Raw genomic sequence first — 13503 nt, 5'->3', positions numbered from 1 at the left:
GCGGCGGTCACCCGGTCTCGCCGGTGTCGCCGTGCGCGGCGCCGACCGGCTTCGACTCCGGCGAGCCCCGCTGGCGCAGGTAGATGCCGAACACGGCCATGCAGCCCACGGCGAGCATCTCCGACTGCCAGTTCTGCAGGGTCCGGTTCCAGAAGTCGGGCTCGCCGAGGTAGGCCACCCACGTGACCGGGTCCTGCCGGTTGCCCAGCTGCTCGGCGTTGTAGGCCGCCCAGCCGGCCACCGACTGCGCGAACCACGACAGCGCGAACACCGCGCCCATCACGATGCCGAGGGAGCGGGAGAACAGCACGCCCCGCCAGCCCCGGTGGCGTGCCCAGGCCGGCGAGTCCGCCTCGGCGTGCTCTCCGACCTCCTGCTCCTCGTCGGTCTCCGTGCCCGCCTCGTCGACCGGCTTCGACTCGGGTGAGCCGCGCTGCACGAGCCAGACGGTGAAGAAGATGTAGAGGAAGAACTGCAGGTACTCCGACTGCCAGTTCTCCACGACGTCCACCGCGAACGTCGAGGTCGTGACGAACTGCAGCAGCGAGACCGGTTCGGCGCCCGCGGCGACCTGCTGGTCGTTGTACTGCGCCTGCCCCGCGACCGCCTGGCCCGCGAGCGCGAGCAGGAACAGGCCGCCGAAGACGAGTCCGATGCCGTTGTCGCGCAGGGCCCTGCGCACGCCGCTCATCGCCCCATCAGCCCGATCAGCGTGAAGTACGCCAGCCCGACCGCGAGCACGACCAGGTAGGCGACGAACAAGGCGCGGGACACGCTCACGGCCCCTCCACGCGGCACGAGTACGGCAGGTCCCCGTTGGGGGTGCAGCCGGCGGCGGCGACCTTCCACCCGCCGCCGATGCGGGTGAGGAACAGCGTGTCGCCGGACAGCCGGACCTGGGCGTTGTCGCCCCACACCGACGTCTCCGACACCCGCCCGCCGTCGGGGGGCGCGGTGCCGATCGCGGTGGTGCACGGCCCCGCCCGTTCCACCGCGGCCCGCGTGGCCGGCGCGAGCAGCGCGCAGCGCGCGCCGGGGTCACCCGTGGCGAAGGCCGTGGCGACCCGCTCGACGTCGGGGCGGTGGGTCGCGGCGCACCCCGCGAGCATCGCGACCGCAGCGCCCAGCGCGAACGCCCGAGCCACGTTCATGATCCGAGCTACCCGGGCGGGCCTGCGGCGAAACCGCGCCGCTCACCGGATCGGATGCCCTGTGGTGCACGTGAGGGTGAACCGCGCCGCGACGGGCTGCCTCCCACCCGCCCGCACGTGATCCGATCCGGAGCGGGCAGACGATCGTGGACGGGGGGTGACCTGCGGTGTTGGCGGCGGATCGCGCAGCGGTGCCGGCGTTCGGCAGGCGCTGCGCACCCCACGGGGACCGGATCTGCACCGGATCGAGCGAGGTGCCCTTCAGGCCCGACGGGTACTGGTCGTTGACCAGGGTTGGAGGTGAACGAGGGTGTCCATGGGGGTGTCGAGCCGCGCCGCAGGCAAGATCGATGCGGGCGGGGTCGCCGGCATGACGTGGCAGCGCGCCCGGACCCGCTCCGAGGAACGCGCGGCGCGGCAGCTGGAGGCGGCCGAGCGCGAGGCCGAGGCCGCCGCGGCCCGCTACCGCGCCCTGAAGGAGGCCGCGAGCACGCCGGTGCCCGCCGACGCGGTGTGGCGGCCGTTGCCCACCTGGCAGCAGATGCTGCTGCTCGTCGTCGGCGGCGGCATCCTCACCGGCCTGGCGATCATGTGGCTGCTCGCCACCGCCTTCCTCGGTCCCCTCTCCCTGCTCGCCCTCCCCGCGGCCGCCGGCATCGCCGCGGGGCTCATCGCGTGGCGGCGGCGCCACCCCCGCTCCGCGGCCCCGCTGCGCCGCCCGCTCGTGGCGGACCTGGTGCGCGCCGCCCAGGAGATGCACGAGGCCGAGGCGAGGCTCGAACGGCTGCGCCAGGAGTGTCGGTGACCGGTGGCACTGGACGGCCGCCGGACACGATGAGTTAGATTCACCCCGCACGAATGCACCATTCGGGCCCTGGCCGTAACCCGGTCAGGTGTCTTCGCTCCCCAGGAGTGCGCGAGGTGGACACGCACGGTAACAGCTCGGCGACGCCGGGCCCCTCGCGGGTGCCCCGTGGGCGCCGCGGAGGCGTCAGCGTCGAGGCGCTGCTTTCTCGCGAGTCGAACGCCATCGCCGCCCGGCCTGCGGGTTCGCACCGGCGCGGCGCCCGGGGCGTCTCGCCCGCCCCGCTGCTCGCCGCCACGGCCGTGGCCGGCGCGGCCGCGGCCAGCGTGTCGTCCGTGGTCGTGCTGTCCACCGGCAACGCCCCCGTCGACCTCGTGCGCGGTGACGTGCGCGCCGCGGGCAACGTCACCGACGGCCCGCGCCTGTTCTCGGCCGGGGGCGAGAACCGGTCGGGCACCGACTACGACATCGCGACCGGCAGCAGCATCGCCGCGCTCGCCCAGCTCGCCGCGAACGCCCCCACCGTGCTCGCCACGGCGGCGCTCCCGCAGCTGCTCCCGGGCGCCCCGCAGGAAGCGCTCGCGGCCGGCCCGGTCGCCCCGTCCCCGGTCGCACCGCCCGCGCCCGTGCTCGGCGACCCCACGCTCACCCCGACCGCGCCGCCCACCACGAGCGAGGCCCACACGTCGTCCGGGTCCGACCGCTCCGACCGGGGTCACTCCGGCGGCCACCACTCCGGCGGCCACCACTCCGGCGGCGACCGCGACGACCACGACCCGAGCCCGTCGAAGCCGCCGACCTCGCGGCCCACGCCGAGCCCGTCACCCAGCCCGGACCCCACTCCCTCGCCGAGCCCCGACCCGACGCCGTCACCGGATCCGGACCCGACCCCGTCGCCGGACCCCGAGCCGACGCCCGACCCCGAGCCGAGCGACCCGCCGGACGACGGTGGCTCCGACGGTGGGGGCTCCGACGAGGGCGGTTCCGACGGTGGCTCTGACGACGGTGGCTCCGACGACGGTGGCTCCGACGGTTCGGACGACGGCGGTTCGGACGGCGGTTCGGGCGGTGGTTCCGACGGTGGCGACTCCGGCGGTGGCTCCGGTGGGGGCGACTCCGGCGGCTCCGGCGGCGGGGACTGACCCGGCCTCCTAGCTCGCCGGACGGATCCGCGGCGCGGTGGCCGTCGCGGCCGCCGCGATCAGCGCCTCCAGCCCCGCCGCGATGTGCGGTTGCGCGCGGCTGCCGCGGCGGGTGCAGGTCAGGATCCGCCGCTTCGGCGCGCCGGGCCCCGCGAGCGGAACCGCCACCACGGGAAGCTCGGACGGCACCCGCACCAGCCGCGGCTTGAGGCACACCCCCAACCCGCTGGCCACGATCGCGGCCACCCCGGCCCAGTCCATCGCCTCGTGGGCCACCTTCGGGGTGAACCCCGCCGCCGAGCAGGCCGCCGCGGTGATCTCCTGGTGGTCGCACGTGCCCGGCGCCGGGAGGACCCACGGCTCGTGCGCGGCCTCCTCGAGCGCCACCGGGCGGGCGCCCACGAGCGGGTGGTCGCGGCGCACGAGCAGGTCGAGCGGCTCGTCGAGCAGCGTCTCCTGCTCGAACCGCGGGTCGTCCAGCGGCGGGCCGCCCTGGTTGGGCAGCGTCACCGCGATGTCGATCTCGCCCGCGAGCAGCCTGCCGAACGCCGCGGCCGTCTCCACCTCCATGATCCGGACCGACAGCTCCGGCTCCCGGGTGCGCAGGTGCTCCGCGGCGGGGACGACCAGCGTCCGCAGGCTCGTGGTGAACCCGGCCAGCCGCAGCAGGTCGGGGGAGCGGCCTGCCCCGGCCTGCAGCTCGCCGCGCGCCGCCTCCCAGCGCGCGGCGATCTCGTCGGCGTGGCGCAGCAGCCGCAGCGCGGCCGGGGTGAGCCGGACGCGGCGCCCGTCGGGCTCGAGCAGCGGCACGTCGAGCTCGTGGGAGAGCTGGCGCAGCTGCTGGGACACCGCCGACGGGGTGAGGTGCAGCGACCGCGCCGCCGCCGTCACCGTGCCCAGCTGGTGCACCACACGAAGGACGTGCAGGCGACGCAGGTCGAACATGCAGCCAGATTGTACGTTCGGGTGAACGAACGTGAAATGGACCTGACAGGTTTTGTGGCCGAGGCTGGGTGCATGCGATGCACCGACCCCGACCGCTGCCCGTACTGCGGGTGGCCGACCGCCGAGCCGTTCCAGGTGGTGTCGCGCCACGTCACGTCCGAAGGCACGCTCATCTGGAGCCGGTGCGCATGCGGCCGGCTCCAGGCGCACCGCAGCGGCACGCTCGTGGCGCGCGCGAACCGGACCGCCCGTGGTTAGCGGGAGAGCCCCGAGTGGTCCTCGACGACCAGCTCGTGCCGCTCGTGCCCGGTGTCGACGCAGGCGGGATCGGTGCACTCGACGGTCCCGTCGGCGTGCCGGACGAACGCGCCGTGGCAGTGGTCGAGGTCGCGGGCGCAGTCGAGGCAGCTCACGACGCCTTCCGGGACCCTTCCGAGGACGCCTCCGCGACCGCCTTCTCCAGCTTCGCCCGGCTCATCGAGGAGCGGCCCTTGATGTCGAGCTCGCGGGCCATCTTCGCGAGGTCGGCCTTGCTCAGCTCGGACAGGTCGGGCGAGCCGTTCCGCTTCTTCTGCGCGTCCTTCTGCGAGCTCTTCTGCGAGCCCTTCTGGGACTTCCCACCGCCCTTGGCGTCGGCGACGCTGCGCTCCAGCGCCGCGATCAGGTCCGACATCGCCGTCGGTTCGGGCGGCTCGGCCTCGGTCACGACCTCGCGGCCCTTGCGCTTGTCCTCGCTCAGCTTCTCGACGCGCTCGGTGTAGGTGTCGCGGAAGTCCTCCGGCTTCCACTCCCCGCTCATCGCCTCGATGAGCCCGGTCGCCATGTCCAGCTCCTTGCCCTTCGGCTTGACGCCGCCCGGCAGGTCGAGGGAGGAGCGGTCGCGGATCTCGTCGGCGAAGAACAGCGTCTCCAGCGCGAGCACGTCGCCGTCGGCGCGCAGCGCCGTGAGGTACTCCTTGCCGCGCATCACGAACGTCGCGATGCCCGCCCGGTTCGTGCGGGTCATGGCCTCGCGGAGCAGGGCGTACGGACGCGCGTACCGCTCGTCGGTCGGGGCGAGCCAGTAGGTCTTCTGGAAGAAGATCGGGTCGATCTCGTCGAGGTCGACGAACGTCTCGATGTCGAGGGTGCGCGACCGGCCCGGGGCGATGTCGGCCAACTCGTCCTGCTCGACGAGCACGATCTCGCCGTCGCCGACCTCGCGGCCCTTCACGATGTCGGAGTAGTCCACCTCCTCGCCCGTCCGCTCGTTGATCCGCTGGTAGCGGATGCGGTCGGAGGTGTCCCGCTCGAACTGGTGGAAGTGGATCGTGTGGTCGGAGGTGGCGCTGAACAGCCCGACGGGTATGGAGACCAACCCGAAGCTGATGGCCCCGGTCCAGATCGCGCGTGCCATGCGCCGGGGTACCCGGTATCGAAGATCTTCTAGCCGGTCGGCAGCCGGACGAACCCCGCTGCGCCGTCCACCGTGATCTCGTCGCCGGTGGCGATGCGGCTCGTCGCGTCCGCCACCCCGACCACGGCGGGGATGCCGTACTCCCGGGCCACGACCGCGCCGTGGGAGTTGGGGCCGCCCATCTCCATGACGAGGCCGCCCGCGGTGAGGAAGAGCGGCGTCCACCCCGGGTCGGTGGACGGTGCGACGAGGATCTCGCCCGGTTCGAGGTGGGCGCCCGCCGGGTCGAGCACGACGCGGGCCCGCGCGGTGACCGTGCCCGCCGACGCCGCCGTCCCGACCAGCGCCCCTGCCACGTCCTGCGGGGCGGCGACCGCCTCGGGCTCCGTGCCGTCCGACAGCAGCACCCGCGGCACGTGGCGGCGGCGCAGCTCGCGGTCGTGGTCCGCGCGGCGGGCGGCGACGGTCTCCCGCAGGTCGGCGCCGGCCAGCGCGGCGCGCGCCTCGGCCAGGTCGAGGAAGAACACGTCGTCGGCGGATGCGAGCAGGCCGCGACGGGCGAGCTCCTCGCCGACGCCGGCCAGCAGCGCCCTCGCGTGGGAGAGGATCCGGACGAGCTGGTCCTTGTGCTCCTCGCGCAGCCCGGCGAGGCCGCGGGCCCGCCCGAGGGCGAACCGCACGGCGGGGGCGCGCAGGCGGGACCGCGCCCGCACCCGGTCGACCACGGCGGTGACGGCCGCCTCGGCCGCCTCGGCGCCCCGGGCGAACACGGCGTCGGGGGCGAGCCGCGGGTCGTCGAGGCGCAGGTAGTTGGCCAGGGCGCCGAGCACGTGGGCCGGGTCGTCCGACCAGCGGGGGACGCCGAGGTCGATCTCGGCGACCGCCCGGTGGCCGTGGCGCAGGAGGAACGCGGCCAGGCCGCTCTCCAGCGCGGGCGGCAGCGTGCCGTCGCGGTAGCGGCGGGCGAGCTCGGCGGGCGGGGTGTCGCGCAGGGCCGCCGCGGACGCCGGGTCGCCGCGCAGCTTGCGCGCGAGCGCCCACAGCCGCAGGTCCATCTCGGTGGTGCTGTTGTGCGGCAGCGACCGCAGCACCTCGTGGACCGCGGACTCGTCCAGGTCGCGGCCCGCGAGCGCGCGCGCCGCGCCGAGGGCGAGGAAGCCTGCACCCGCCGCGGGCACGATCCGGGGCATCACGGGGAAGGCCGCGCGCAGCACGTGGATCGCGTGGTCGAGCCGCTCCTCGGCGGTGAGCTCGGCGGGGGCGCGGGTCAGCTCCCGCACCCGGTCGCCCATCCGCTCGACGTGCCGCCGCGCGGCCGCGGGCCGCACCAGCGCGAGCAGCACCAAGGGCGGCACCCGGAAGCGCAGCAGGACCCGGGCGAGCCTGCGCAGGAACGGCCACCACGACGTGCTCGTCGGCGCGAGCCGCGGGTCGTCGCACAGGCGGCGCAGCACGACGGCCGAGCGCGACTCCATGAGGTCGAGGACCCGGGGGAGGAGCGCCCGCCCCGGCGCGCTGCGCAGGGCCGGCGTGATGTCGATGAACAGCCGCCCGCCTGCGGTGCGCACCGCGGGCGGCCCCGTGACGGGGTCGGCGACGGGCACCCCGAACGCGAGCTCGGACGCCGTCGAGGTGATCACCCGGATCCCCGACACGCCCATCGGCGTGAGCGGCCGGGTGAGGCCCTGCGCGAGGCTCGCGCAGAACAGCACGCGCAGCCCCTCGCCCGCAGGCGTGGGCAGCGGGTGGAGGGTCGTGATGGGCCGGGCCTGGGTGAGCCACGGCTCGCCGTCGGCGTCGATGGCCCACTCGACGTCCTGGGGCGCGCCGAAGTGGGCCTCGACCCGGCGCCCGATGGCCGCGAGGGCGGTGGCCTGCTCCTCGGTGAGGCACGGCTCCTCCGCGGCGGCGACCGGCACGTGTTCGACGCCGCCGCCGGGCAGCGGGCGCACCTGCACCGCCTTGTCGCCGGGGGTGACGTGGACGCCCTCGGCGTCGACGACGACGTGGTCGGGGTTCACCGCGCCCGAGACGACCGCCTCGCCCAGCCCGGGGGCGGCGTCGATCACCGTGCGGCCGCGGGTGCCGGTCACCGGGTCGGCGGTGAACAGCACGCCCGCCACCCGGGCCTCGACCATCCGCTGCACGACCACCGCGATCTCCACGGCCCGGTGGTCGATGCCCTGCGTCTCGCGATAGCTCACGGCGCGGTCGGTCCACAGCGACGCCCAGCACCGGCGCACCGCGTCGAGCACGGCGTCGGCCCCGACCACGTTGAGGAACGTGTCCTGCTGGCCGGCGAAGCTCGCCCACGGCAGGTCCTCCGCGGTGGCCGACGAGCGCACCGCGACCGGGACGCCGTCGCCGAGCGCGGTGTAGGCGACCCGCACGGCCCGGTCGACCTCGGGCGGCGGCTCGGCGTTCGCGAGCACCTCGCGCGCGCGGGCCGGGTCGGGCACCTCGAGCGCCGCCGCCACCCGCCGGTACGCGGCGGTGGTGACGACGAACCCCGGCGGCACCGGGAAACCGGCGGCGATCAGCTCCCCGAGGTTCGCGGCCTTGCCGCCCACCCGGGGCAGCGCCTGCGCGTCGAGGGCCTTGAGGTCGACGACCACATCTTCGCCGGTCATGGACCTCACGCTAGACCGGCTGCCGGCAAAACTCAACAAGCGATGAATATCGTGTGGACAATGCGAGCAATGACTCGTAATCTGCAAACACGAGAGTTCGCTCGTATTTCGTGGAGGTCGCTCGATGCCCGGTCGTCTCGTCACCGCGGCACCGCGGCGGGTGCTGGTCCTGTCGGGGCTGGTGCTCGCGCTGCTCGCGGTGCTCGCCGCGGGCGCGGTGGAGGCCCTGTCGCTGAACCGCTTCGAGGCGCCGGGCTCGGAGTCGCTCGCCGCGCGCGCCGCGCTGGCCGAGCGGTTCTCCACCGGCAGCCCCAACGTCGCCGTGCTGGTCACCGCCCGCCACGGCGACGTCGACGACCCGGAGGTGGCCGCGGCGGGGGCGGCGCTCACGCAGCGGGTCGCGGCGCAGCCCGGCGTCGGTGACGCCTGGTCGTACTGGACGCGGGGCACCCCCGAGACCCTCGCCTCGGCCGACCGCACCCACGCGCTGGTGCTCGCCTGGGTGCCCGGCGACGCCGACCACGTGCGCACCGGCGTGCTCCCGGCGCTGGAAGCCGCGATCGCCCCGTTCGACGGCGGCGCCGTCGACCTGCAGCTCGGCGGCGCGGACGAGGTCTTCCGCGTGGTCGCCGAGCAGGCGCGCACCGACTTCGTCCGGGCCGAGCTCGTCGTGCTGCCGCTGGTCGGGCTGCTGCTGTGGCTGGTCTACCGGCGGCTCGTGCCTGCGCTGCTCACGCTCGCCACCGGCGTGGTCGCGGTGGTCGCCGCCCTGGGCATCCTGCGGGTGGTGGCGCTGGTCACCGAGGTCTCGACGTTCGCGGCGAACATCGCGCTGGTGCTGGGCATCGGCCTCGGCGTCGACTACGGCCTCTTCGTCACCTACCGCTTCCGCGAGGAGCTGGCCGCGGGCCGCGGTGTCGACGCCGCGGTGCGCGCCGCGGTCGCGCACGCCGGGCGCACCGTCGCGTTCAGCGGGGCGACCGTCGCCGCCTCCCTCGCCGTGCTGCTGGTGTTCCCGTTCCCGTTCCTCGCCTCGTTCGCCTACGCGGGCGTGGCCGTGGTCGCCGCCGCGGTGTTCGCCGCCGTCGTCGTGCTCCCGGCGACGCTGCGGCTCGCCGGCCACCGGGTGCAGCGCCGCGCCGCACCGCCCGGCACCGACGGCTTCTGGTACCGCACCGCGCAGCGCGTGATGCACCGTCCCGTCGCCGCGGGCGGGGCCGGGCTCGCGGTGCTCGTCCTGCTCGGGGCCCCGGCCGCCGCCGTCGCGTTCGGCCCGCCCGACGACCGCCTGCTGCCGCCGTCGCAGCCGGTACGCGCGATGTACGACACGATCCGCGCCGGCTTCGCCACCGAGGAGGCCGACGCGATCCACGTCGTCGCGCCGGACCTCGCGCCCGGGGACGTCGCCGGGTACGCGGCCGCGCTGTCACGGATCGACGGCGTGCTGCGCGTCGACTCCGCGGCGGGCTCGTTCGAGGCCGGCGCGCGCACCGGCGAGGCCGGGGCCGCGCGGTTCACCGGGCCCGGCGGCGGCACCTGGCTGTCCGTCCTCCCCACCGGGGAACGGCTCGCCACCGACCCGACCGGCCTCGTCGCCGCCGTCCGGGCGCTGCCGGCGCCGTCGCCGGTGCTGGTCGGCGGCTACCCGGCCGAGGTCGCGGACTACCGCGCGGGCGTCGTCGAGCGGCTTCCGCTCGTCGCCGCGCTCGTCGTGCTCGTGACGTTCGTCGTGCTGTTCCTCATGACCGGGTCGGTGCTGGCGCCGGTGAAGGCCTCGGTGCTGAACCTGCTGTCGCTCACCGTGATGTTCGGCGTGCTCGTGTGGGGCTTCCAGGAGGGCGGCCTGTCGTGGCTGCTCGGGTTCACCCCGACCGGGGTGATCGAGCCGAGCATCCCGATCCTGATGTTCTGCGTCGGCTACGGGCTGTCGATGGACTACGAGGTCTTCCTGCTCGCCCGCATCAAGGCCGACTTCGACCGCACCGGCGACGTCGTCGGCTCGGTGCCGCGCGGCATCGCCCGGTCCGCGCCGCTGGTCACGGCCGCCGCGTTGATCCTCGCCGCGTCCTTCGCGGTGTACGCCACCAGCGAGGTGGTGTTCCTGCAACAGCTCGGGATCGGGATGGCGCTCGCCGTGCTCGTCGACGCCACGGTGATCCGCGGGGTGCTCGTCCCGGCCGCGATGCGGCTCGCGGGCGCGGCGAACTGGTGGGCGCCCGCCCCGCTGCGCCGCCTGCACGAGCGCATCGGACTGCGGGAGGACGCACCGGGCTTCCAGGCAGCGGGAATTCGCGGAGCGTGATCGCGCCACCCACGGCTGGCCGCTGGTCGCACTTCCGGGATGGGTGTCAGATTGTGGGATGCCCCCTTGTGCTCCCCTCGTCATCGGCACGGAACCGCTCACCCCGCGAGACGTCGTCGCCGTCGCGCGCGACGGCCTGCCGGTCACGTTGTCGGCGGAGGCACTCGGTGAGATCGCTGCGAGCCGCAAGGTCGTCGAGGCGCTCGCGGGCGACGACGAGCCGCACTACGGGGTCTCCACCGGGTTCGGTGCGCTCGCCGTCCGCCACATCCCGGTCGAGCGGCGGATCCAGCTGCAGCGCAGCCTCGTGCGCTCCCACGCCGCGGGCAGCGGGCCCGAGGTCGAGCGCGAGGTGGTGCGGGCGCTCATGCTGCTGCGGCTCGCGACGCTCGCCACCGGCCGCACCGGGGTGCGCCCCGAGACCGCGATCGCGTACGCCGACATGATCTCCGCGGGCATCACCCCCGTGGTGCGCGAGCACGGCTCGCTGGGCTGCTCGGGCGACCTCGCGCCGCTCGCCCACTGCGCGCTCGCGCTGATGGGGGAGGGGGAGGTCCGCTGCGCCGACGGGACGCTGCGCCCGGCGGCCGAGGCGCTCGCCGGCGCCGGCATCGCCCCCGTCGAGCTGACGGAGAAGGAGGGGCTCGCGCTCATCAACGGCACGAGCGGGATGCTCGGCATGCTGCTGCTGGCCTCGGCCGACCTGCACCGGCTGCTCGCCACGGCCGACCTCGCCGCCGCGATGAGCGTCGAGGCGCTGCTGGGCACCGACACCGTGTTCGCCGCGGACCTGCAGGCGCTGCGCCCGCACCCCGGCCAGGGCGACAGCGCCGCCAACCTGCGCGCGCTGCTGCGGGGCTCGGCGATCATCGCGGGCCACGACACCCACGCCACCACCCGCGTGCAGGACGCCTACTCGCTGCGCTGCGCGCCCCAGGTGCACGGCGCCGCCCGCGACACCCTCGCCCACGCCGACGCCGTCGCCGCGCGCGAGCTGGCCGCCGCCGTCGACAACCCGGTGGTCACCGCCGACGGGCGGGTGGAGAGCAACGGCAACTTCCACGGCGCCCCCGTCGGGTACGTGCTCGACTTCCTCGCGATCGCCGTCGCGGACGTCGCCTCCATCTGCGAGCGACGCACCGACCGGATCCTCGACGTCGCCCGCAGCCACGGGCTGCCGGCGTTCCTCGCCGAGGACGCGGGCGTCGACTCCGGCCACATGATCGCGCAGTACACGCAGGCCGGGATCGTGTCGGAGCTCAAGCGGCTCGCCGCCCCCGCGTCGGTCGACTCCATCCCGTCCAGTGCGATGCAGGAGGACCACGTCTCCATGGGCTGGTCCGCGGCGCGCAAGCTGCGCCGCGCCGTCGACGGGCTCGCCAGGGTGGTGGCCATCGAGGCGCTCACCGCCGCCCGGGCCCTGGACCTGCGCGCCCCGCTCGCCCCGGCCCCCGCCACCGGCGCCGCGCGGGACCGCCTGCGCGCCGCCGTCGCCGGGCCCGGCCCCGACCGCGTGCTCGCCCCGGAGATCGAGGCGGCCGTGCAGCTCGTGACCGCGGGTGAGCTGCTGGCCGCCGCCGAGTCGGTGACCGGCCCGTTGCGCTGACGCCTCACCGGAGACGCAGCACCACGAGCGCCGCCGTGGCCGCGAGCAGCGTCGCGGTCACCGATGCCGCGGTCGTGAAGCCTGCGGTGAAGGCCTGCTGCGCCGAGGCGACCACCCGCTCTGCGACCGGCCCCGGGAGCGCCTCGGCGGCGGTGACCGCGCCGCCGACCGTCTCGGCGGCGGGGCCGGGGAGCCCCTCCGGTTCGAACCGGCTGCGGAAGACCACGCCCGCGATGCTGCCCAGCGCCGCGATGCCGAGCGCCCCACCCAGCTCGCTGCCCGCCTCGCCGAGGCCCGCGGCCGCGCCCGCGCGGTGCGGCGGGGCCGCGCTCACGATCAGGTCGATGGCGAGCGGCACGAGCATCCCGGTGCCCAGCGTCACCACGGAGTAGGCCGCGATCACCGCCGCCGGCGCGGTGTCCACGCCGACCCGGGCGACCAGCAGGAACCCGACCGCGGCGACCGCGAGCGCGGACCCGGCGACCAGGCCGGGCCGCACGAACCGGACCAGGGTGGTCGCGAGCGCGATGCCGATCCCGGTGGTGGCGACGGTGGGCAGCTGCCACAGCGCCGCGGCGAACGGCCGGATCTCGAGCACCAGCTGCAGGTACTGCACGGCGAGGAACCCGAGGCCCGCGCTGCCGACGATCATCACGACGTAGCCGCCGAACGCCGCGGCGAACCCTCCGTCGGTGAACAGCCGGACGTCGACCAGCGGGTCGCGCAGCCGCAGCTGCCGCCGGACGAACACCGCGCCGAGCGCGAGCCCGGCGGCGAGGGCGGCCCAGCCCGCGGGCCCCGAGTGCAGCAGCTGCTTCGCCCCGTGCACGACACCCAGCACGGCCCCGATCGACAACAGCGCGCCGACCAGGTCGAACCGCGGCCCGGACGGGTCCTTCGACTCCGGCAGGAGCACCGGCCCGAACGCGAGCAGCAGTGCCATGACCGGCACGTTGATCAGGAAGACCGAGCCCCACCAGAAGTGCTCGAGCAGGAGCCCGCCGACGATCGGACCGACCGCGATGCCGCCGGTGAAGGCCGCCGTCCAGATCCCGATCGCGGTCCGGCGCCTGCCCTCGTCGGGGAACATCCCGCGCAGCAGCGCGAGGGTGGACGGGGCGAGCGTGGCCCCCGCGACGCCGAGCAGGCCCCTGGCGAGCACGAGCAGCTCGGCGGTCGGGGCGTAGGCGGCCACCGCGGAGGCGGCGCCGAACGCGGCGGCACCCGCGAGCAGCAGCCTGCGCCGCCCGATGCGGTCGCCGAGCGCGCCCATCACCAGCAGCGTGCCGGCCATGAGGAAGCCGTACGCGTCCATGATCCACAGCAGCTGCGCGGGCGTCGGGGTGAGGTCGGCGGCGATCCACGGTGCCGCCATGAACAGCACGGAGAGGTCCATCGAGGCCAGCAGCGCCGGGAGCGTGAGCACGGCGAGGCCGATCCATTCCCGGTGCCCGACCCGGGCGTCGTGTCGCGTCACGCGCCCCGATGGTACGGACGTCAAGGACGTACGTCTAGGACGTCCGTAT

Annotated in this window: 11 protein-coding genes; 4 read left to right on the top strand and 7 right to left on the bottom strand. The window is 75.4% G+C overall.

The genetic code is table 11. The annotated features are described in order from the left end of the window. Window positions 1–7 precede the first annotated feature (7 nt). Both VKZ81_RS00790 and VKZ81_RS00785 read right to left on the bottom strand, forming a co-directional pair. Complete coding sequence (locus VKZ81_RS00790; RefSeq protein ID WP_324239396.1) at window positions 8–691, bottom strand: DUF6766 family protein; 684 nt, start codon at window positions 689–691, stop codon at window positions 8–10. Between the two features lie 85 nt (window positions 692–776). Then, window positions 777–1151 (bottom strand): hypothetical protein, encoded by a 375-nt coding sequence (locus VKZ81_RS00785; protein WP_324239395.1) that lies wholly within the window; start codon window positions 1149–1151, stop codon window positions 777–779. 316 nt (window positions 1152–1467) lie between these two features. Here VKZ81_RS00785 and VKZ81_RS00780 point away from each other — a divergent pair, with 316 nt between their 5' ends. Together VKZ81_RS00780 and VKZ81_RS00775 are read left to right on the top strand one after the other, a co-directional pair. Continuing rightward, window positions 1468–1956 carry a hypothetical protein gene (locus tag VKZ81_RS00780; RefSeq protein ID WP_324239394.1) on the top strand — a complete coding sequence of 163 codons (489 nt, stop codon included), beginning with the start codon at window positions 1468–1470 and terminating at the stop codon, window positions 1954–1956. A 116-nt stretch (window positions 1957–2072) separates the two neighbouring features. After that, on the top strand, window positions 2073–3098 hold the full coding sequence (locus VKZ81_RS00775; protein WP_324239393.1) for a hypothetical protein: 1026 nt from the start codon (window positions 2073–2075) through the stop codon (window positions 3096–3098). A gap of 9 nt (window positions 3099–3107) precedes the next feature. Here VKZ81_RS00775 and VKZ81_RS00770 read toward each other — a convergent pair whose 3' ends face one another. The 4 genes from VKZ81_RS00770 to VKZ81_RS00755 form a co-directional block, all read right to left on the bottom strand. Then, window positions 3108–4043 (bottom strand): LysR family transcriptional regulator, encoded by a 936-nt coding sequence (locus tag VKZ81_RS00770; protein WP_324239392.1) that lies wholly within the window; start codon window positions 4041–4043, stop codon window positions 3108–3110. Window positions 4044–4297: 254 nt separating this feature from the next. Further along, a complete protein-coding gene (locus VKZ81_RS00765; RefSeq protein ID WP_324239391.1) occupies window positions 4298–4456 on the bottom strand; it encodes a hypothetical protein in 159 nt (52 codons plus the stop codon). Continuing rightward, complete coding sequence (gene ku / locus VKZ81_RS00760; RefSeq protein ID WP_324239390.1) at window positions 4453–5439, bottom strand: non-homologous end joining protein Ku; 987 nt, start codon at window positions 5437–5439, stop codon at window positions 4453–4455. Before ku ends, VKZ81_RS00765 begins: the two co-directional genes overlap by 4 nt. Before the next feature lie 29 nt (window positions 5440–5468). Beyond that, a complete protein-coding gene (locus tag VKZ81_RS00755; protein WP_324239389.1) occupies window positions 5469–8069 on the bottom strand; it encodes a PEP/pyruvate-binding domain-containing protein in 2601 nt (866 codons plus the stop codon). Between the two features lie 124 nt (window positions 8070–8193). On the opposite strand from VKZ81_RS00755, the gene VKZ81_RS00750 reads away from it, so the two are divergent. Continuing rightward, the gene (locus tag VKZ81_RS00750; protein ID WP_324239388.1) at window positions 8194–10371 is read left to right on the top strand and encodes an MMPL family transporter; all 2178 of its coding nucleotides are present in this window, start codon (window positions 8194–8196) and stop codon (window positions 10369–10371) included. A gap of 58 nt (window positions 10372–10429) precedes the next feature. Then, window positions 10430–11977 (top strand): histidine ammonia-lyase, encoded by a 1548-nt coding sequence (gene hutH, locus VKZ81_RS00745; protein ID WP_324239387.1) that lies wholly within the window; start codon window positions 10430–10432, stop codon window positions 11975–11977. Window positions 11978–11981: 4 nt separating this feature from the next. Here hutH and VKZ81_RS00740 read toward each other — a convergent pair whose 3' ends face one another. After that, window positions 11982–13454, bottom strand: coding sequence for an MFS transporter (locus VKZ81_RS00740; protein WP_324239386.1), 1473 nt, complete (start codon window positions 13452–13454; stop codon window positions 11982–11984). Window positions 13455–13503: the final 49 nt, after the last annotated feature.

Origin of the sequence: Pseudonocardia sp. (genome assembly GCF_035305885.1) — a bacterium.
In the GTDB taxonomy this organism is placed as follows: Bacteria; Actinomycetota; Actinomycetes; order Mycobacteriales; family Pseudonocardiaceae; genus Pseudonocardia.
Note: the sequence above shows the minus strand (reverse complement) of the source record. Positions and strands in the feature narration are given on the sequence as shown.